Origin of the sequence: Phytohabitans rumicis, assembly GCF_011764445.1 — a bacterium.
GTDB classification, from domain to species: Bacteria; Actinomycetota; Actinomycetes; order Mycobacteriales; family Micromonosporaceae; genus Phytohabitans; species Phytohabitans rumicis.
The window spans coordinates 284,881-305,253 of sequence record NZ_BLPG01000001.1 but is presented as its reverse complement, the minus strand read 5'-3'; the positions used below and the strand labels follow the sequence as shown (position 1 = coordinate 305,253).

15 protein-coding genes and 1 pseudogene are annotated in these 20,373 nt (G+C 70.9%); 3 read left to right on the top strand and 13 right to left on the bottom strand.

Going from position 1 to position 20,373, the window contains the following annotated elements; translation table 11 throughout:
- Positions 1 to 62: 62 nt before the first annotated feature.
- Genes Prum_RS01385 through Prum_RS01360 form a run of 6 tightly spaced genes read right to left on the bottom strand, consistent with a single transcriptional unit; the run spans position 63 to position 5,963 of the window.
- A complete protein-coding gene (locus tag Prum_RS01385; protein ID WP_173073253.1) occupies positions 63 to 929 on the bottom strand; it encodes a sugar phosphate isomerase/epimerase family protein in 867 nt (288 codons plus the stop codon).
- Positions 926 to 1,732, bottom strand: coding sequence for an ATP-binding cassette domain-containing protein (locus tag Prum_RS01380; RefSeq protein WP_173073251.1), 807 nt, complete (start codon positions 1,730 to 1,732; stop codon positions 926 to 928). The genes Prum_RS01385 and Prum_RS01380 overlap by 4 nt, the downstream gene beginning before the upstream one ends.
- On the bottom strand, positions 1,729 to 2,721 hold the full coding sequence (locus Prum_RS01375; protein ID WP_173073250.1) for an ABC transporter permease: 993 nt from the start codon (positions 2,719 to 2,721) through the stop codon (positions 1,729 to 1,731). Before Prum_RS01375 ends, Prum_RS01380 begins: the two co-directional genes overlap by 4 nt.
- Entirely contained in the window at positions 2,721 to 3,746 is a 1,026-nt protein-coding gene (locus Prum_RS01370) for a sugar ABC transporter substrate-binding protein (RefSeq protein WP_173073248.1), read from the bottom strand. The genes Prum_RS01375 and Prum_RS01370 overlap by 1 nt, the downstream gene beginning before the upstream one ends.
- Positions 3,747 to 3,768: 22 nt before the next feature.
- Complete coding sequence (locus Prum_RS01365) at positions 3,769 to 4,761, bottom strand: sugar phosphate isomerase/epimerase family protein (protein ID WP_173073246.1); 993 nt, start codon at positions 4,759 to 4,761, stop codon at positions 3,769 to 3,771.
- Between the two features lie 11 nt (positions 4,762 to 4,772).
- Positions 4,773 to 5,963 (bottom strand): Gfo/Idh/MocA family protein, encoded by a 1,191-nt coding sequence (locus Prum_RS01360; protein ID WP_173073244.1) that lies wholly within the window; start codon positions 5,961 to 5,963, stop codon positions 4,773 to 4,775.
- Positions 5,964 to 6,080: 117 nt separating this feature from the next.
- On the opposite strand from Prum_RS01360, the gene Prum_RS01355 reads away from it, so the two are divergent.
- Both Prum_RS01355 and Prum_RS01350 read left to right on the top strand, forming a co-directional pair.
- The gene (locus Prum_RS01355; RefSeq protein WP_246277573.1) at positions 6,081 to 7,109 is read left to right on the top strand and encodes a LacI family DNA-binding transcriptional regulator; all 1,029 of its coding nucleotides are present in this window, start codon (positions 6,081 to 6,083) and stop codon (positions 7,107 to 7,109) included.
- Between the two features lie 69 nt (positions 7,110 to 7,178).
- Positions 7,179 to 8,150 (top strand): SCO2521 family protein, encoded by a 972-nt coding sequence (locus Prum_RS01350; RefSeq protein WP_308785323.1) that lies wholly within the window; start codon positions 7,179 to 7,181, stop codon positions 8,148 to 8,150.
- Here the strand turns inward: Prum_RS01350 and Prum_RS01345 are convergent.
- The 4 genes and pseudogenes from Prum_RS01345 to Prum_RS01330 form a co-directional block, all read right to left on the bottom strand.
- Complete coding sequence (locus Prum_RS01345; RefSeq protein ID WP_246277572.1) at positions 8,132 to 9,079, bottom strand: SCO2522 family protein; 948 nt, start codon at positions 9,077 to 9,079, stop codon at positions 8,132 to 8,134. The two genes, Prum_RS01350 and Prum_RS01345, sit on opposite strands and share 19 nt — an antisense overlap.
- Entirely contained in the window at positions 8,988 to 9,620 is a 633-nt protein-coding gene (locus Prum_RS54840) for a WD40 repeat domain-containing protein (protein WP_371871173.1), read from the bottom strand. The genes Prum_RS01345 and Prum_RS54840 overlap by 92 nt, the downstream gene beginning before the upstream one ends.
- Before the next feature lie 179 nt (positions 9,621 to 9,799).
- Positions 9,800 to 12,760 (bottom strand): annotated as a pseudogene (locus tag Prum_RS01335) (AAA family ATPase); the annotation flags it as partial.
- A 610-nt stretch (positions 12,761 to 13,370) separates the two neighbouring features.
- On the bottom strand, positions 13,371 to 14,783 hold the full coding sequence (locus Prum_RS01330) for a lipase family alpha/beta hydrolase (protein ID WP_173073234.1): 1,413 nt from the start codon (positions 14,781 to 14,783) through the stop codon (positions 13,371 to 13,373).
- A gap of 265 nt (positions 14,784 to 15,048) precedes the next feature.
- Here Prum_RS01330 and Prum_RS01320 point away from each other — a divergent pair, with 265 nt between their 5' ends.
- On the top strand, positions 15,049 to 15,267 hold the full coding sequence (locus Prum_RS01320) for a type 2 periplasmic-binding domain-containing protein (RefSeq protein ID WP_218576941.1): 219 nt from the start codon (positions 15,049 to 15,051) through the stop codon (positions 15,265 to 15,267).
- Between the two features lie 540 nt (positions 15,268 to 15,807).
- Here the strand turns inward: Prum_RS01320 and Prum_RS01315 are convergent.
- Genes Prum_RS01315 through Prum_RS01305 form a run of 3 tightly spaced genes read right to left on the bottom strand, consistent with a single transcriptional unit; the run spans position 15,808 to position 20,313 of the window.
- Complete coding sequence (locus Prum_RS01315) at positions 15,808 to 19,299, bottom strand: glycoside hydrolase family 2 TIM barrel-domain containing protein (protein WP_173073232.1); 3,492 nt, start codon at positions 19,297 to 19,299, stop codon at positions 15,808 to 15,810.
- Positions 19,300 to 19,309: 10 nt separating this feature from the next.
- Positions 19,310 to 20,062: a cellulose binding domain-containing protein gene (locus Prum_RS01310; RefSeq protein ID WP_173073230.1), complete on the bottom strand. Its 753-nt coding sequence runs from the start codon at positions 20,060 to 20,062 to the stop codon at positions 19,310 to 19,312.
- Positions 20,023 to 20,313, bottom strand: coding sequence for a hypothetical protein (locus Prum_RS01305; protein ID WP_173073228.1), 291 nt, complete (start codon positions 20,311 to 20,313; stop codon positions 20,023 to 20,025). Before Prum_RS01305 ends, Prum_RS01310 begins: the two co-directional genes overlap by 40 nt.
- Between the last annotated feature and the right edge of the window lie 60 nt (positions 20,314 to 20,373).

Here is a 20,373-nt window from a genome sequence, read left to right as displayed (position 1 = left end):
AGACATTGATGTACGTCAAAGTATAGACCAACGAGTGCCCACTCGGTCGCGCCCGGCCCCCGCTAGCCGCGTGGCGACCAGGCGCTGACGTACCGGTCCATCTCCTTGCGCATGTACACGCAGGAGTCGGCGGCGCGGTCCTCCCAGGCGAACACGCAGGCGGTCATGATCCCGTCGAATCCGAGCCGGTCCAGCGTGCCGAAGAACGCGGGCCAGTCCACCTCGCCCTGGCCGATGTCCAGGTGTTGGTGGATCCGGGCGGCGGAGCCGGGCGGGTTGACGATGTACCGCAGGCCGGACGAGGCCCGGTGGTCGAAGGAGTCGGCCACGTGCAGGTGGGTGAGCAGCGGCCCGGCGTACTCCATGATCTCGACGAGGTTACCGCCCTGGTGGAACGTGTGCGGGGCGCAGTAGAGGAACGACACCAGCGGGCTGTTGATGCCGCGGACCATGTCGACCGCGGTGATGCCGTCCTCGACGAAGTCGTCCGGGTGCGGCTCCAGGCGCAGCCGTACGCCCTCGCGCTCGAAGACCGGCAGCAGTTCCTCCATCGACTTCCAGAACATCGCCTCGCTGCGGCCGGCCTGCTCGGGCCGGCCGTTGAACTCGGAGTTCATGACGTCGCAGCCGAGCTCGACGGTGATCTCGATGGCGCGTTTCCAGTACCGCACCGCGGCGGCGCGCTCGTCCTCGTCCGGCCCGGACCAGCGGTACAGCGGCAGCACCGACGAGACCGAGACGCCCGCCGCCCGCAGCGCCTGCTTGAACGCCGCCACGGTGTGCCGGTCGGCGCGTGGATGGGTGAAGAACGGCAGGAAGTCCTCGCGTGGAGACAGCTCGATGTGCTCGTAGCCCAGTCCGGCGACGGTCGCCGGCAGTTCGGTCAGCGGTGTGCGGCGCAGCATGTACGGATCCAGGGCGATCTTCATCGCGGGCCTCCTCCGGCTTGTGCCTGCATCTCGGCCAGTTCGGCTTCCAGCGAAGCCATCGCCTCGCCGCCGGCCATCAAGTCGGTGATCTGCTCCCGGGTGCGTTCGCCCTTGCGGAAGTCGTCCGCCTTCTCCCCGCGGATCAGCACCGCGAAGTGGTCGCCGACGGAGATCGCGTGCAGGACGTTGTGGGTGACGAAGACGACCGCGATGCCCTTCTGCCGGGCCTGCATGATGATCCGCAGGACGTGGGTGGCCTCCTTGACACCCAGCGCGGCGGTCGGCTCGTCGAGGATGAGCACGCTGGCGCCGAAGTACACCGCCCGCGCGATGGCCAGGGCCTGGCGCTCGCCGCCGGACAGGCTCCCCACCAGGCGGCGGCCGTCGGTGACCCGGGTGATGCCCAGCGACTGCATCTCCCGCACCGCGATCTCGCCCGCCAGCTTCTTGTCGAAGCGGCGCAGTGGGCCCCAGCGCCTGGTCGGTTCGGCGCCGACGAAGAACGACCGGCCGACGCTCATCAACGGGAACGTGCCGCCGAACTGGTGCACGGTGGCGATGCCGCGGGCGGAGGCGTCCCGGGGACTGCTGAACCGGACGGGTTGGCCGTCGACCTCGATGGTGCCGGTGGTCGGCGCGTGTACGCCGGAGAGGATCTTGATCAATGTGGACTTTCCGGCGCCGTTGTCGCCGAGCAGGCACAGCACCTTGCCGGCCTCGACGTCGAGTGAGATGTCGCTCAGCGCCTGGGTGCCCACATAGGACTTGGAGACGTTGGTGATTCTCAGCCGAGGTGTGCTCATGGCCGTGCCTTCCCGCGCGAGCCGGTGCCGGAGGACAGGGCGAGCCGGCGGAAGGTATTGTTCATCAGGACGGCGACCAGCAGCAGGATGCCCAGGATCAGGGCGGCCCAGTCGGCGTTCCAGCCGGTGTAGTAGATGCCCTGGTTGACGATCGCGAAGGTCAGCGTGCCGAGAATGACGCCGATCACCGAGCCGTAGCCGCCGGTGAGCAGCACTCCGCCGATGACGACGGCGATGATGGAGTTGAAGACGAAGGACTGGCCGTTGGCGACCTGCGCGCCGTTGTACAGGATCGTCTGGATGACGCCGACCAGCGCGGCGCCGAAGCCGCTTCCTATGTAGAGCGCGATCTTCACCTTGTTGGTGGGGATGCCGGTGGCCCGCGCGCTCTCCTTGTCGCCGCCCACCGCGAAGATCCAGTTTCCGTAGCGGGACTCCTGGAGCATCCACGCCACGCAGGCGGCCAGGCCGATCCACCAGAGGATCGCGACCTCGAACTGCCCGCCGATCAGCGTGCCCAGCAAGGTTTTGGACGTCGAGTCCGGCTTGAGCGCGACGCTGGTGGTGCCGGTGATGACGCGGGACAGGCCCAGCGTCAGGCCGGCCACCGCGGACAGCGTGGCCAGAGTGACCACAAAGGACGGCACGTTGGTACGCGTGACGACCAGTCCGTTGACCAGCCCGGTGACCAGCCCGACGGCGAGCGCCAGGACGATGCCGAGGATCATCGGGCCGCCCCAGTGCCCGGAGACGATGGCCAGCGTCATCGAGCTGGCCGCCAGTACCGAGCCGACGGACAGGTCCAGCTCGCCGGCGATCATCAGCAGCCCCACGGGGATGGCGATGATGCCCAGCTCCGCGGCCACGTTCAGCCAACTGGCCGCGCCGGCCGCGGAGAGGAACTTGTCGCCGCCGAAGACCGCGAAGAACGCGAAGACCGCCAGGGTGCCGATGAGCGAGCCCGCCTCCGGGCGATGGACCACTGCCATCAGCGAACTCCGGCCTTCGCGCCGGCCAATGCCGCCTCGACGTTGCTGGCGTTGATGATGGCCGGCCCGGTCAGCAGCGGGCTCTGCGGCAGCAGCAGGCCGTACGCGTTGTAGGCGAACGCCTGCGACACCGCCAGGTAGCCCTGCATGTACGGCTGCTGGTCGATGCAGAACAGCTGCTTGCCCTTCTTGACGCGGCTGAGCTGGGTGTCGTCCATGTCGAAGGTGCCCAGCTTGACCTTGCCCGTGCCGCCCGCCTGTTCGATCGCGGCGGCGGCGCTGTCGGCGTCCTGCGTGCTGATGGTGACGACCCCGTCGATGGCGCTGTCCTTCAGCAGCGCGGCCTTGATCGCCTGCGTGACGGCGGTCGGGTTGCCGAAGTTGGAGGAGGGCAGCGGGAGCTGCGTGGACTTGCCGCTCGCGGCGACACCTTCGGCGATCCCCTTGCAGCGGGCCTCGGTGTTCGCGGCGCCGGGCAGCGTGTTGACACATAGGACGTTCTTGACGCCGTTCTGCGCGAAGAACTCGCCGCCCGCCTTGCCGGCCAGCAGTTCGTCCGAGCCGGTGTACGTGAGCGCGCCGACCGCCTTCGCGGCGTCCGCGCCGCCGGAGTTGTAGAGGAAGACGGGAATCCCGCTGCTGGTGACCGACTTGAACGCCGCGTCCTGGGCGTCCGGGACCCAGTCGGCGCCGATGACCGCGGTGGCGCCCTGGCTCTTCGCGGTGAGGATGAGCTTGGCGGCGTCCGGCCCGAGGTTGTCGTAGTTCTGCGGACCGAGCCAGGTCACCTTGCCGCCGTTGGCCTCGACCACCTTGGCGGCGTCGTCCACGCCGCGCTTGACCTTCGACCAGAACGGGTCGTCGGACTTGCCGCCGATCACGAAGATCGACGCTTTTCCACCGGCCGGGGCCGCGGCCGCCGCTGCCGCTGTGGCGTCCGGGTTTTCCGTGGAGGTAGAGCCGCTGGTGCAGGCGGCAAGCAACAGGGTCGAGGAGGCGGCCAGGGTAAAGATTGTGCGTCTCATGTGGATACTCCTTTGTGGGGGATCATCGGCCGGCGGCCGCGAGCAGCGTCTTGGCGGCCGATTCGAGCCCTTCGAGCTGCCCGAGCTCTTGGTCTTCGTGCTCGATGTTCACGGCCATGTCGGGGTCCAGCCGTTCCAGCGCCCGCAGGAAGCCGCGCCACCAGTCGAGGTCGTGTCCGCGGCCCACGGCGACGAAGTCCCAGGAGGAGTTGGTGGGCCAGCGGCTGAGCGTGTACGGGCCGCCGAGGCCGACCGCTCCGGGCTCGTCGGGGCGTACCCGGCCGAACCGGTCGTCCAGCACGCCGTTGACGCGGGCGGCGGGGTTGATCCGGGTGTCCTTGGCGGCGGCGTTGTACACCAGCGCGCCCAGGTGGTCGATCGCCTCGATCGGCTCGATGCCCTGCCAGAACAGGTGCGACGGGTCGAGTTCGGCGCCGACGTGCGTGGCGTCGATCGCCTCGACGAGCCGCAGCAGCGTCGCCGGGTTGTAGACCACGTTGTGCGGGTGCATCTCGATGGCGATCTTGACGTCGAGGTCGGCGGCCCGCTCCTGGACCGTGCGCCAGAACGGGATCGCCACCTCGTTCCACTGGTAGTCCCGCACGTCGAGGTACGCGCTGTCCCACGGCAGCACGTTCCACGCGGGGTTGGTGCCGCTCGCGCTGGCCGCCGGGGTACCGGACATCGTCACGACCCGCTTGACCCCGAGCAGCGCGGCGACCTCGATGGAGCGCAGGATGTCGGCGGCGTGCTTCTCGCGAACCGCCGGGTTGGGGTGCAGCGGGTTTCCGTTGCAGTTCAACGCCGTGAGGGTCATCCCGTGCCCGGCGAACACCCCCAGGTAGTCCTCGCGTGCCTGGCCGCTGGCGAGGATGTCGGCGATCGGCAGGTGCGGCTCGGGGATGAACCCGCCGGAGTTGACCTCCGCGCTGTCCAGCCCGAACCCGGCGAGGACGGCCAGGGCCTCCGGCAGCGGCTTGTCGTGCAGGCAGGCGGTGTAGGCGCCAAGCTTCATCGGGGGACTCCTCAGTACAGGTGGGGGACTTTGACTTCGGCGCCGCCGGCGTCCGCGGACTCCGTGATCGCCTGAAGGACGCGAAGGTTGCGCAGGCCGTGCGCGAACGAGGGCACCGGCGGCAGCCGGTCGAGGCCGGCCACCTGCTCCAGGAACGCGCGCGCCTGGAACACGAACAGGTCGTTCTGCCCGTAGCCGACGCCGGGAAAGTCCATCGGGAACCCGCCGGTCACGTACGGGTGTCCCGGCCCGACCGGCACGGTGCGGTACCCGCTGGTGCCGTCGCGGACCGCGCGGTCGACGTAGCTGAACTCTCCGGCCCGGCCCAGGTCGAAGGTGGCGCCGGCGTTCTCCCCGAACAGCTCGAAGCCCAGCCCGTTGGCCAGGCCGATCGCCACGCGGGAGGCCGAGACCGTGGCCGTGGCCCCGGAGGCGAACCCGGCCGAGAAGGTCACCAGGTCCTCGTTCTCCACCGGCTCGGTGACGTCGCTGAGCTCGGTGGCGGCGTGACCCACGGCCGCGCCCAGCGGCAGCGCCCGCTCGGTGACGAACGTGGACAGCGTCGCGCCCCGTACGGACTCGATCGGGCCGCACAGGAACTCGGCCAGGTCCACGAGGTGGCTGCCGATGTCGGCGAGGGCGCCGGATCCGGGACCGCCCTTGTAGCGCCAGCTCATCGGGGCGCGCGGATCGCAGCCGTAGTCGCACCAGTAGTGGCCGTTGAAGTGCAGGACCCGGCCCATGGCGCCGCTGTCGACGCGTTCCTTGATCGCGGCGATCGCGGGGGAGCGGCGGAACGTGAAGCCGACCGCCGTGCGCAGGTGCGGCGCCGCGTCGGCCGCGGCCACCATGGCCTCGGCGTCCGCGATCGTGGGCGCGAACGGCTTCTCGCACAGCACGTGCTTGCCGGCCGCCAGCAGGCCCAGGACCACCTCCCGGTGCAGGTGGTTGGCCACGACGACGCTCACCACGTCGACGTCCGGGGCCGCGGCGATCGCCTCCCAGGACGACTCGGCTCGGGCGTACCCGAATCGGCGGGCCGTGTCCTGCGCGAACGTCTGGTTCAGGTCGGCGATGGCGACGAGGTCGATCTGGGGGAGTCCCGGGCCGTAGCAGGTCGTCGCGGAGCGGTAGCCGGCCGCGTGGGACCGGCCCGCCATGCCGGCCCCGATCACCGCCACTCCCAGGCGATCTTTAGGCATGAAGACTCCTCAATTGCGTGGATCCTTTAAACCGGTTTAAAATGTTGGGATGTAGCATGCGTCACGGTGTTGGCGGTGTCAACGGTTTGTTTCGAACGTGAAACGCGGGGTGTGGAAGTGGCAGGCGAGCAAGCGCCCGGCGGGCGCCGGCGCCCGACGATGCGGGACGTGGCCGCCGAGGCGGGCGTCTCCAAGGGCCTGGTGTCGCTGATCCTCAACGGCAACCCCGGCCCGAGCGCCGGCACCACCGCCCGCGTGCTGCAGATCGCCGACCGCCTCGGCTACCGCACCAACCGCACGGCGAGCCTGCTGGCCCGCCGACGCTCCGGCATGCTGGGCGTCACCGTGACACCCAGCAACCCGTTCCACGCGGAGCTGGTCGAGGAGATCCAGCTCGTCGCCGACCAGAGCGGCTACGACCTGGCCCTGGGCGCCATGACACCCAGCCACGACGAGACCGAGGCGATCCAGACCCTGCTCGACTTCCGGTGCGAGGCGCTGTTCCTGCTCGGCTCGGTGCTGCCGGCGCAGGCGCTGGCCGAGCTCACCGGGGGAGTGCCCGTCGTCTCCGTCGGCCGGGCGATCGGCATGCCGGGCTTCGACGTGATCCGCACCGCCGACCGGGAGGGCCTCGCCCTGCTCGTCGACCACCTCGTCGCGCTCGGCCACCGGCACATCGCGCACGTCGACGGCGGCGACGGCTTCGTCTCCGCCGAGCGGCGCGAGGCGTACACGATGGCCATGCGCCGCCACGGCCTCGCACCGACCGTCCACCATGGAGGCGAGACCGAACGCGACGGCATCCGCGCCGCGCAGGCGCTCGACCTGTCCAGCGGCGTGACGGCGATCGTCGCCTACAACGACCGCTGCGCCGTCGGCGTCCTCGACCACCTCGACCGGGCCGGGATCGGCGTACCGGCGCAGGTGTCCGTCGCCGGCTACGACGACAGCCTCCTGGCCCAGCTCTACCGGATGAACCTCACCACCGTCAGCCAGTCCCCGAGGGAGCAGGCCCGGCTCGCCGTGGCCGCCGCGATCGAACGCCTCGACGGCAAACGCACCCAGGATCAGGAGATCGTCCTCGAACCACAGCTCGTCGTGCGCGGCAGCACGGCCAGCGCGCCGCTCGCCCGCCCCGAACCGTGAGGCGTGCGTTGCGCCCACCTGCCCGGGTGCGGTGAAATCGAGGTCCGTCCCGCGAACCTTGGAGCGCCGATGTCCGACCCCCGCCGGGATGCACCGCTGGTGGCGATGGGTGAGGTCCACACGGCCCTGCTGCGCAACTCGTCGGCGTTGCCGGTGGCCACCTGCGAGCGGCTCGTCCGCCTGACGAGTGACGAGGTGGTGCGCCGATCCGAGCGGCCGATCGCGCATGTGGTCTCGATGCCGGTGTTCACCGGCGTCGACTGTCTGGCCGCGACCTCGGACCGGCAGAAGGCGCGCGTCGTGGGCACGGTGTCCAGCGAAGTGTCGATCACCGGGGGACACCTGCTGCAGGGCTCGTCGCGTACGGCGGTCGTCCGCAGCGACGCTCAACGCCGCCTTGCTTGGTCGTACTACCTGGCCAGGCCGGGCGTCGTCGAATTGATCGGCAGGGCGGGCGCCGACTCGTTGACCTGGGGATTTGTGCGGTCCGATGAGGGGGGCGACGTCCTCGACCTGGGCGCGTTGAGCACGCGATTGATGGACAGCGTGCAGGTCGCGGCCGTGCTCGACCGGCAGGTGCCGTTCCGGGTCGCGAGGACCTTGTTGCGCTGGGTCGCGGTTCCCCCGCCTCCGCAGGTGGTGGGGGAGCCGATGGTGCGGTTCACCCTCGACACGGGCGGCATCCGGATGTTGGTCGTGTCAGGCGAGGACGACCTGGCATCGGTGGCCAATTTCGCCGCCGATCTCGCGCTGCACGACTGGCTGTTGACCACGCTGGTGAGGCTGGTCGAGCACAGCCGGGTCGGCGTGGAGAGGCCGGACGCGGTGATCCATCGGCTTCGTCCCGCGGTGGAGCATCTACTGCATCTCTGGATGCCGGGGGCTCGCAGCTCCACCAGGGCAGCGGCCCTCTGGGAGGCCCTCGAGAGGCAACCCGGTCTGAGTCGACAGTGGAACACGTTGGTGAGCCGGGTACGTGATCAGTTCTCGCTGGCCGCCCTCGCCGTCCTCCCGTCGCTGGGTCAGCCGACGAAGACGTAGACGATCCGGTCGACGGTCTCGAACGGCAGGTCGAGTGTCTCACCCACCGCGCGGTGTCTGATCGGGTCGACGACCGCCGCGTTGACGGCGACCTGGCCGAGGATCGTCCGGACCGCGTACGCCTCGGCGGTGAGGCGGCTGTCCAGTACCGTCGACGTCCGGTAGGCGCTGAACGGCGCGGCGGTCGGATTGACCCGGAGCACGGGCGGCAACAGGTCCCAGTCCGCCGGAAACTCGCCATCCCACGGATGCGGCGGATGGACCGGTTGCCCCTGGTACCGCAGCAGGCCGAGCCGGAGCATCTGCACCGCGCTCGCCAGGAGGGCGTCCGACCAGACGCGCCGACCGCTGATATCGTTCCACAGCTCCACGTCGAGGAAGATCGAGTGCCCGCGGGGAGCATGCTGTGCCGGCGGCGCCCAGGCGCTGGGCAGGGAAACCGGGTCGACCAGGGCCGCCGACGGACTGCGCCGGCCGTTGCTCAGCCACCCGGTTTCCTGAACGGGCGGCCGCGTGCCGTTGCTGCCGACCGCGGGCTCCTCGACGATGTGATCGAGCAGGATCTGCACCGGGGATATGCCGTCGGCCCCGGCACAGGCCGACGATCGCACGATGTAGTCGATCGAGATGTCGCTGGCGCGTGCGGCATCGATCACCATCGGCAGGACCTCCGCGGGCGGTGGCGGTGCCAGGTGGTAGTCGTCGACGACGAAGCAGGTGCTGATCCGGGTTTTTCCGCCGGGCACCACCCGGGCGACGGTGTCGCGCGCCGTCGCCAGCCACGGTGCGATCAGCCTGAAGTGGTGACGCAACCGACCAGGTCCGGCGCTGAGGTCCTCAGCCGGTACGTGGCCGAGTTGCACGGACAGATGCGACAGCGGAAGGCTCGCCACCCGAGTCGCCGACGGGCCCTCCTCGAAGATCGACATCCCGGGCATCGTGCTCCCTTTCGGATAGTTCCTTCGGCTGCCGGATGGACACCAGGGCCAGCCCTTCGTCGCCCGCGATGGCGAGCCCGTGGTTGGTCCAGCTGACCGACTGCGCCATGGTGCCGACGGGAACGACCTGCCGGCAGGCACCGGTCAGGTCCCATATCCGGACCGTTCGGTCGACGCCGGCACTGAGGATCAGGGGCGATCCGGTCGGATCCGGTCGGACCGCCAAGGCGAGCACGCCGCCGCGGTGACCGACCAGCGGTGGCAGGTACGGGTCGCCGGAGATGGGATCGGACAGCCGGATCGCGCCGTCGTCGCCCGCGCTGGCGAGCAGCGATACGCCGTCCGGTCCGGGCACGACCGCCAGCGCCAGGACGCGCGCGGTGTGCCCGCGCGTCGGCGGCCCCACCGGGTTGCCGCCGATGGGCTCCCACAGCCGTACCGTGGCGTCGTCGCCGGCACTGGCGAGCATGATCGTGCCGTCCAGACCGGGAACAGCGGCCAACGCCCAGACCCTGCCGGTGTGTCCGCCCATCGTCGTGCCGAACGGCCGGCGGGCGGAAAGATCATGGATTCGGATGATCGCGTCGTCGCCCGCGCTCGCCAGCAACTGTTCCCCGCGGGGCCCGGAACTGCGGCCAGAGCCCGGATCCAGCCCGTCTGGCCGGGCATCGGCGAGCCGACCGGCCGGCCGGCGTAGGCGTCCCAGACCCGGATGGTCGCGTCGTCGCCCGCGCTGGCGAGCAGCGTACGTCCGTCGGCATCCCGCAGGACGGCCAACGCCGTGACCGGACGGGTGTGGCCGGTCAGCGGCTCCCCGTGCCGCCGCCCCGTGGCGCCGTCCCACACCTGGATCGTCGTATCCTCGCCCGCGCTGACCAGCAGGTCGGTGTCCTGTTCGGACAGTGTCGTCAGCGCCAGGATCTTGCCGGTGTGCCCGAGAGCGGGGCGATTCGTGGGCATCGCGGCGGTCGGGTCCCACAGCCGGATGGTCGAATCCTTGCTGGCACTGGCGAGCAGCGGCCTGCCGTGCGGTGCCGGCACCACGGCAAGCGCCGTCACCGGCAGGGTGTGGCCGGTGAGCGGCGCTCCGAACGGCCGGCCGGTGACGGGGTCGCGCAGCCGGATGGTCGCGTCGTCGCCGGCGCTGGCCAGGAGGGCTTTGCCGTCCGGTCCGGGCAGGACGGCCAGGGCGGTGACCGGCTGCGTGTGCCCGGTCAACGGTGCGCCCACCCGGCGGCCGGTTTCCGGGTCCCACAGCTGGATGGTCGTGTCGTCGCCGGCGCAGGCGATGAGGTGGCGGTTCTGCTCGTACGGCACGGCGGCCAGCGCCCAGATGCGCCCGCCCGCGGGCCGCTCGTCGTCCGGTTGTCCGGCCGGGTCGTTCAACGGTCCGCCGCCCATGTCCCGCCCGGCACGCGGATCCCAGATCCGGATCGTCGCATCCTCACCCGCCGTCGCGAGCAGGGGCCGACCAGCCACATCCGGTACGACGGTGAGCGCGACCACCCGGGTGGTGTGTCCGGTCGGCGAGGTGTGCACGACGCGCCCGGCCACCGGATCCCACAGCCAGATGGCCGTCCCGCCGTCACTGACGCTCGCGAGCAAGGCCCGATCCGCCGGTCCCGGCACCGCCGTCAGCGCCGAGATCTGCCCGGCGTCGCCGCGCAGCGGTGGGCCGATTTGCCGTCCGGTCGCCGGGTTCCAGAGCCTGATCGTGGCGTCCACGCCGCCGCTGGCGAGCAGTGCCGGACGCCCCGGCTGCGGCAGGCTCGCCAGCTTGGTGATCCGGCTCGGGTGGCCGATGAGGGACGAGTCGACCCGCTCGCCGGTGACGGCGTCCCACAGTGGAACCGTGGTGTCGTACCCGGCGCTGGCCAGGATCGGCTGACCGTCGGGGCCGGACAGGACGGTCAGTGCCCGGATCGGTCCGATGTGGCCGGTGAGGGTGATGTGCGGCACCTGGGAGGCGAAGCGGGCCCAGCGCACCGTCCACGTCGCGTCCGGGGTAGGGCGTTCGTGCGCGAACGTGGTAGTGCCCGCTTGCCGTGCCATCGCCAGTTGGCGTAGCCCGGTGCGGTCGGCCGTGGTGGCCCGCACGATGTGGTGCTGCGCGGCGACGACCCCGACGATGGTGGGCGGGAAGTCGGACGGGCTCACACCGGTGCGCAGCGCGTCGAAGGCGACCGCCCGGGGATCGAGGCGGTCGACGAGATCCGGCCGCTGGTCGAGCCGGCGCAGACCGTCGATGCCGGCCTCGGCGGCGTGACCGGACAGGTGCCGGACCAGGTACGCGTTCAGCGGGTCGGGGGCCCGGTCCGCGGCCCGCAGCAGAGCGTCCAGGATGGCGGCGTGCCGCTCCCGGGCCGGCACGTGATCGGCGTGCTGCAGATGCTCCTGGAAGCTGCGGTGGGCGAAGCGGTACACGGTCTGGCCGGACTCGCTGTCGACCATCAGGTACGGCGCCGCGTGCGCCACCAGGTTGTCGAAGTCGGTGGCGGCCGGTGGCGCCGCGGGGTCGCCGAGTGCGGACGCGACGGTGGCCCAGGTCTGGTCAAACATCGGAAGCCCGCGCCCCAGTCCGTACGCCAGGGCGTACAGCAGGGGGCGATAGGCCGGGTTGAGTTGGGTGAGCCGGTGCACCGCGGCGGCGAACAGGGTGCCGTGGTCCCCGCCGAGGAGCCGGGTGAGATCGCCGTGCTGGCCCGAGGTGACGAGCTCTGGCCGGGCCGCCAACTCGTGCACGGCGAGCCGCGCGAAGAGGAACTCCTGGCCACGAAGGGCGAGGCCGAACCCCACGGCCTGCGCCGCCGCCTCGTGGCCGCCGCCGAAGATGGCCGTGAGGCGCCGCCCGACGTACCGGCTCAGGGCGTCCGGGTCGTGTTTGACGTCGACGACGTCGTGGGTCGCCGGCCCGGCGAGCAGGGCGTCGAGCAGGTCCTCGTCCGGCGCGTCCGGTACGTCGATCCGGGCGCGGCTGGAGCGCCTGGTGCCGACGATCAGGTAAACGTTGGCAATGCCGCCGAGGCGTGCGAGCAGGTTCGCGAGCACGACCGGCTCTTGGGCCTCGTCGAGGGCGTCCAGCATCAGCGTGAGCCGACTCCGGCCGGTCTTTCCGGCCTTGCCGCCGAGCGCCGTTTCGAGCCACTCGCTGAGCTGCTCGGTGGTACCGACGGCCGGTGGCGGCCCGAGCCGGAGATCGTCCGCCAGCCGCCGGATCGTGTCCTCGACGGTGAGCCCGGTGAGCAGGATCGAGGCGGCGAAGGCGTTCGGCGGTGGCTGCTGATCGGCCGGAATGGGCTCGACAAGGTCGGCGTCCACCAGCGCCGCGATCAGGTCGGGATGGGTACGGGCCAGCACCTGGCCGAGCAACGCGGACTTTCCGGTGCCCGGGTTACCGGTCACGACCAGCAGCGCGCGGTCGGGGTCGCGCAGCCAGGTAGCGATGCGGCGCAGCTCCGCCTCACGCCCCTCGAAGAACCAGGGCAGTTCGGTGGTCTCGCTGGTTTCGCCGCCCCGGGCCTTGGGTAGGAAATGCAATTGCGTGTCCGTGGGCAGTGCGCGGATCTCGTTCTGGATGTCGACGACGATCGGCAGCGTGGCGGCCGGGGACAGCGTGCGGACCAGGGCATGCGGGCGGACCGCGCGGGCGACGATGTGGCTGTCGGTCAGCATCTGCTCCAGCTGCCCGGCGAGGTCGTGCAGCTCGATGACGGTGTTCGCGCGGAAGACGTTGTTGAGGCAGTGGTCCAGCGTCATGGTGAACGCGCCAAGCCGGGTGGCACCCTCACCGGACACTCCGATGAGCAGGATCCGCCGCGGGTTGTCCCGATCCTCCTCGAGGATCGCGTTGACGAGTTGGGCGAAGCGCGCCGAGCTACAGGCGTCGACGACGACCATCGTCCAGGACCGCGGTGAACTGTTCTGCCGCTTGACGATGTCTCCGGCGAGCATCTTGGGCAGCAGGCCCCTGGTGTCCACGACGGCGGGGCTCTCGCGGTGCGCGAGCGACGCGTCCACGGTGTTGTCCCAACCGTGCCCGATCCAGTAGAGGACCGTGTCGTGGTCCTCGTGTCCAGATGACCAGTCCTGCAGCCGGTCGAGTACGGCGGTGCCGCCGCGGCCGTCCATCGGTACCGCCCACGGGATCTGCCGGCCGCCGAACGGGGCGAGCAGGTCGCACAACCGGCGGATCTGCGGCTCGACGTCCAGCGTCTCGAACGTCGGTTCGTCGTACGTGCCGATCCCGATCGGGAAGATCAGCAGCGGCGGGCGATCGGCCGGCTCACTCATCGGCACCGTCGTCGGCCAGGCCGGGGTCGACCGCGAGCACGTGCTGGCTGACCGGGCTGTAGCCGCCGCCGGCCACCTCGACGCGGAACAGCCCCGGCTGCGGCAGCCGTACGGCCACCCGGGCACCGTCCGCGTCGACGTCGATCAGCGGGGCGCTGACGAGTTGACCGTTCGCGGCGTCGATGACGTGGCAGGTGGCGTCGCGGCGCCCGGTGACACCGGTGACCAGACCGGTGAACGCGTCCCCCGGGCACGCCAGGTCGGGCACCGCGAGGCCAAGTTCGAGCGCGGCCTGCGGCGGGCCGAGCCGGTCGAGGTCCAGCTCGGTGATGACGCCGTGCACGAACGCGCGCGTCTCACTGCTCTTCGCCAGCGGGCCATGCTGCTGCGGAAGGTAGGTGTGGACGGTCCCGTCGAGGCTGGCGGCCCCGCGGTACACGGTCCCGTCACCGGCCTCGTTGGACCAGCGCACGCCGCCCTCGGCCCGGTCGACCCACAGTCCGTCTTCAGTGGACACCGTGTCTTCGCGGAGAGCGAAGCTCTGCGGGGTGGGCTGGTGCGTACCCACCAGCGGGCGGTGGCCGGGGATCGGCGCGTCCGCCAGGCGCCGGTGCAGCTCCGCCGAGGCTCGCGCGTGGTCCGGGTCGGCGCCGAGCGCGACCGCGGTGTCGTGGTCGAGCCGCTGACCGCGCCGGCCGTCGTTGACGCACCGATACGTGGGCAGCAGATCGTGCACTCCGGGCAGGCTGGCGGCCAGTCGACGCAGGCCCTCGTCGGCCGCCGGCCGCAACGCCTGGGACCATGGCCGGTGGCTGGGAAACGGGGCGCCACGACCGGCGTTGAGCAGCACCGCGGCCTTCACCGAGCCGTAGAACGGGGTGCCGAGGGTGACGACCGCGCGGATGTCGTCGGTGGCGCCCGGAATCGTGCTCAGATATCTGGCCAGCAGTCCACCCATCGAGTGGGCGACGATGACCACCCGCGCTGGACGGCCGTCCGGGTGCACCCGCCGCGCGACGTCGTGGGCCGGGTGGGCGTGCCAGCGCCGCAGCTCGTGATGGACCCGTTCGGCCAGCAGGCCCGCGTTGTGGGCCACGGGCAGCCGCCAGTCGTAGGCGAAGTCCACGACCGGGACGCCCGGCTGCACCGCGGCGCGGACCGTGTCGAAGAGCCTCGTGTAGGGCTCCAGACCGGCCAGGACGCGCGCGAAGGCCGGAAACCGGAGCGACGAGGTCGCCTCCACCCGGCCGTAGACCCCGGCGCGTTCCTCGTCGGTGAGCCGCAACGCGGTCAAGCCGCCGCCGGTGGTCCAGGCCCGGACGTACCAGCGCAGGTCCCGGAAACCCCACAGCGTCCGTCGGGTGCGGCTGTCGACCAGTTCGCTCCCCATGATGCCGGGCACCACGATCACAAGATCGTGTGATCTGCCCGCGTGTTGTCGATCAGTGACCGCGGGCGAACCGGGAGCCATGACGCCGTACGATAGCCGCCACTACCAGCCCAGCGCGATACCGCGGACGGCGAGGATGAACTGCCCTCTTAGCGTTCCGCGCAGAGGCAGCCGACGCCGCGGTCGGTCCAGTCGCGGCCGGTCCACTCCGGATATCGCTTGATCATCAGCAACCTGACCTCCTCGACGATGGCGTCCTCGCGCATGGCCGAGTCGCGCCGTGCCCAGGTCTCGTCCTGACCCTGGCGCCGTCCTCTGGAACGGCACGGTCGGCCTGGCGCCGCTCCCGCACGCCCTGCCCGACGGCCTGACGGCGGTGCCGTTGACCGACATGCCGCCCAGCCGCCTCGTGGTCGCCTGGACGACAGACCACGCCAGCCCGCTGATCCGCTCGTTCGTCCGCATCGCCGAAAGCGCCTTCATGCTCAGTGGGCGGTGAGCACCGCCCACGACTCGGGGGCAGGGTCACGGCGACGGTGTCCGCCTCGGGGCCGGCGACGGTCGGCAGCGGCGCGAGGCCGTACCCGGACGCCTCGGCCTGGTGGCGCGGGCCGTCGGCGTCGGCGACCAGCACCCGGGCCGATTCGAACGTCAGTGCGCCGCGGCCCCGGTACAGGATGGTGACGTCGGTCGGCTCGGCGGCGCGGTTGGTCAGGTACTCGACTGGAACGCCCTCGTCGGGTTTTGGGGCCGGGGTGACTCGCGAAGACATCAAGCCTGACGGGCTTCGCGAGGCACGCCGGCCCCAAAACCGCTTTGCCTTAGAGCTGCCGCGATGTTCGTCGTGGTCCCGGCCGTTGCTCCCGCGGCCTCGCCCTCCGCGGTGGACGACCCATACCGTCGGCGGGCTTGTCTCGCGGACCCGGCAGCGCGGGTCGGGGATTTCGGCTCGCTTTGCGAGCCGCCGACCTGCGCGGTGCCCGCGGGAGCATGCGGTCCGCAGGTGACGCGGACCGGGGTAGATCTGCCTGAGAACCTCTTAGCCCTCCTTGACGTCCCCGATAGCCACGTCTCCCAGAGCGTGGAGTTCGGAGATCTGGACGAAGCCGTCCGGGGTGGCCGGCGCGGCGCTGGTGACGACGAGGCGTAGCGCCGTCGTGGACACCTTGTCGAAGGAGATCGTCGTGGGCTGCTCGGACTGCGTCGCCATGGTCACCGACTGGTTGGCGGCGGGGATCCACCCGGTGCCGTCCCAGTACTCGACGGACACGGCGGCGGGGAAGGTGCGGCCGGCGGCCAGCCGGAAGTAGGGCACCAGCGTGTCGACGGCTTGCGGGCTCGTCCAGGTCAGCGACGCCCAGTCGGCCGGCCGGGCCAGGCTGTACGCCGGCAGCAGCGCCGTCGCGGCCTTGGTGTAGCGGTTGGACCAGCCGTTGGCGTCGGGCAGGACGCCGTCGGTCATGGTCGCGGGTACGGTCTGCGGCGTGCCGCTGAAGCTGGCCGACGGCGTGGCGGCGGGTGCCAGGTTCTGGCCCAGGGTCCAGCCGTCCGACACGGTGACCGCGACCGAGGTGGTCAGGCCGTGTTCGGCGAGCTTCCCGGGCACGGTGAAGGTGCCGGGGCCGGTCGGGTCGGGGACAGGGTCCCAATTGACGGCGACGAGGTCGGTGACGCCGTCGGTGAAGGTGACCCGCGCCGTGCCGGGCAGGTACGGCCGTACGCCGACGGGCACGGCCGCGGTGAACGTCTGGACGGAGGAGACCCGGTACGGCGTGACGTGCGCGGCGACGCGGTGGCCCCGCGCGGTGCCCCGCACCAGGTACGGCCGCTCCGAGTCGAGCTGATCCCGGGTGAGCCTGGCCCAGGTCACCCGTTCCCGGGAGGTGGAGCCGTCGGCGCGTACGAGGGTGACGTGGCGGGGCAGGTCGGGCCGTGTGCCGGTGGGCGTGCGCAGGTGGGGGTCGACGGCGCCGCCCCGGTCGCGGCGCCCGACGTCGAAGACGGTGGTGGTCGCCGGGAGCAGCCCGTCGCCGGTCACGGTGATGCTGATCGGCCCCGGTCGCTCGTCGGAGCGGACGATGGCCAGGGCCTTGCCGTTGAACGCGGACCGGTGCGCGGCCTGGTAGTTCTCGGCGCTCTCCTGCCGGCCGTTGTCGACGCCCGCGAGGGTGCCGCCGGTGACGGTGAACCGGAGCAGGTCGTCGGCCTCGGGCACGACGACGCCGTGCGCGTCGACGACCTCGACGGTGACGAACGACAGGGATTCGCCGTCGGCGTCGATGGCGGCCCGGTCCGGGGTCAGCCGCAGCGTATGCGGTGCGCCGGCGGTGCGCAGCACGTCGGTGGCGACCGCGGCCCCGTCCCGGGTGGCGACGGCCCGAAGCTCGCCGGGCTCGAACGGCACCTGCCAGGTGAGGTGGAGCTTGCCGGTGCCGCCGCCGGGGCTGGTGTAGCTGCCGGACGGGAACGTCTTGTCGTCGCCGGTCGGTTCGGTCGTCTCCAGGTAGTCGCGGCCGAAGGCGGTCGTCTTGCCGTCGTACCGGTGGGCGCCGAGCGAGCGTCCATTGAGGAACAGCTCGACGGTGTCCACATTGGAGTACGCCCAGACGGTCACCGGCTGGCCGGGCTCGTGGTCGGTCCAGTTCATCGGTACGAGATGGACCATCGGCTCGGTGGTCCACTGGCTCTGGAAGGCGTAGAACAGGTCCTTGGGGAAGCCCGCGGTGTCGACCGCGCCGAAGAACGCGGACTTGACGGGGAACTGCCCGTACGGCGTCGGCTCACCGATGTAGTCGAACCCGGACCAGAGGAACTCGCCGGTGAAGAACTTGCGGTCCCGGTCCTTCTTCAGGCCGTACTCGCCCGGCATCGTCCAGGACGCCATGTTGTTGTCGTAGCTGGAGACCAGGCGCCGTCCGGGTGTGTAGTCCTCACCGGTGTTGAGCAGGTCCGGCCACTGGTAGACGCCGCGCGCCGAGGTGGACGAGGACGACTCGGACTCGAAGAAGAACGTGTCCGGGTAGAGCTGGTGCAGGGCGTCGACGGACTGGGCGGTGTTGTAGTTGAGGCCGACGCCGTCCAGCAGTTGGGCGATCTGCCCGTTGGTGGAGGTGGGGCTCGGCGGTGTGCGGTAGCTGTCGCTGCCCCACACCACCGGCCGCGTCGTGTCGATCGACTTGATGTCCGCGACGAGGCGCTGCGCGTCGGCGACGGTCTGGCCGCGGATCTCGTTGCCGATCGACCACATGACGACCGAGGGGGAGTTCTTGAACTCGTGGACCATCTCCATGATGTCCACATCGGACCACAGCAGCCCGCCCCCGCCGGGCGCCTCCAGCTCGAACCAGTCGCCGTAGTCGTTCGCCGTCTTGTTGTTGCGCCAGGTGTCGAACGCCTCGACCATGACGACGATGCCGAGGCGCTCGCACGCCTCGATGACCTCGGGCGCCGGTGGGTTGTGGGCCGTACGCAGGGCGTTGACCCCCATGCGCTTCATGATCGACAGTTGGCGGTCGATGGCGTCGGCGCTCACCGCGGCGCCGAGCGCGCCGAGGTCGTGGTGCAGGTCCACGCCTTGGAGCTTGGTGTATTCGCCGTTGACGAACATGCCCTCGGCCGGGTCGATCTCGACCCAGCGGACCCCGAACGGGGTGGACACCGCGTCGACCGGCCGGCCGCCGACCAACAGGCTCGTCTCCAGCGTGTACAGGTACGGCGAGTCGACCGACCAGAGCCGCGGGTGCCGTACCCGGATGGTGGTGGCGTCCCGGGCCCGGCCGACGACCCGGCCGGACTCGTCCCGCACCGTGTGGACGAGCTCGGCCTCGGTGGTCTCGTTCACCACGTCCGTCGCGACGTGGACGTCGACGTACCCCTGGTCGATGGTCGTGGCGGCGTCCGGGGTGGTCACGAAGGTGCCGTGCCGGCGCACGTGGACGGGGCCGGTGACCACCAGGCGGACGTTGCGGTAGATGCCGCTGCCGGAGTACCAGCGGCTGTTCGGCAGTTGGTTCTGCACCTTCACGGCGACCACGTTCGGCGTGCCGTCGGTGTGCGCGAGCCCGGTGATGTCGAACGCGAAGCCCGTGTATCCGTAGGGGTGGGTGCCGAGAAGTGTGCCGTTGAGGTACACCGCGGAGTTCATGTAGACCCCGTCGAACTCGATCGAGATCCGGTCGCCGTCCGCGACCGGCGGGACCGTGAACGTCTTGCGGTAGAAGCCGAGGCCGCCCTGGAAGTAGCCGGTCCCCGCGGTCGTCCCCGGCCCCGCCGTCGGGTCCAGTTCGATGCTCCAGTCGTGCGGTACGTCCAGCACCCGCCAGGACGAGTCGTCATACCCGGGCGAGACCGCGTCCGCGTACGCCGGCGGCACCTGGACGCCGTCCCGGTTGGCCAGCGCGAAGCGCCAGTCCCGCGTGAAGTCGACGACCTCCCGGCCGGTGCGCGGCACGTCGCCGGCCGCCACGGGTTTGCCGGCCACCACCGTTCCCGGCAAACCGGTCAGCAACACGGCGAAGACAGCGAGGAGCATCGCTCATCACTCACATTGTGAACGTGGGTTGGCAGGGGGCGCCGTTGACGGTGAACGCCGTCGGCGGGTAGCCCCGGCCCTGGCCGCCCGCCTGGAAGCCGAACGTGAGGCTGGCGTTCGGCGCGAGGACCGGCCACCAGGTCGGGTTGCGGGCCGTGACGGTCGGTCCGACCTGGTACCAGACGCCGTTGAACAGGGACGTGATCAGCTGCCCGTTGGTGAACGTCCAGCGCATCGTCCAGCCGTTCAGCGGCTCCTGGGTGATGTTTCGGACGGTGATGTTGACGGAGAACGAGTTGGGGTACTGGGCGCCGATGGCGTACGCGATCGACAGCGGGCAGGGGCCGGGCTCGGTCGGGGTGGGTTCCGGCAGCGCGTTGGTGACCCGGACGTCGTCGAAGGAGGCGCTGGTGTACCGGGCGAGCAAGCCGACCTGCTCACCGAAGGAGGTGCCGCCCGGATCGGCGGCGCTCACCGCCGCCGACGTGCCACCCGGGCCGGTGACGGACGCGGTGACCGTGGTGCTGGTCGGGAAGCTCAGCGTCAGCTCGTACCACGAGCCGGGTGTCGCCGTGAACGGCGCGCTGGCCAGCAGGGTCATCGTGCTGAACCAGCGCTGGGTGAGCTCGAGCCGGCCGCCGGTCAGCGTCGCGAGGTAGTAGTTGATGTTGGCGCGGCCGAGGAGCGAGACCGTGTTGTCCGCGCTGAGGGGGCTTGTCGGTTTTACCCGCGCCGAGACGGTGGTGCCGGTGCCCGCCCCCAACCGCCCCTGGCCTGCACGTTCACCAGGTCGGTGCGGGGATTGCGCAGCACCTTCGAGCCGTCCTCGGTGGCGGTCGTCCAGGCGCCGCCCGGCCCGACGCCGATGGTCCAGACGTTGGCGGTCGGTTGCTCGAAGTCGTCGGAGAAGAGCACGGCGGCCTGCGCGGCCGACGTGGGGGCGAGGAGGATGCCGCCTGCCAGAGCGCCAGCGGCCAGGAACGTCATGAGCCTTCGCGTGACCAGGGCCAACATGTCCGGCATCATATCGCGAGGCGTCGATGTATTGGGCGGATGTGCTGCATCGTGCGAACA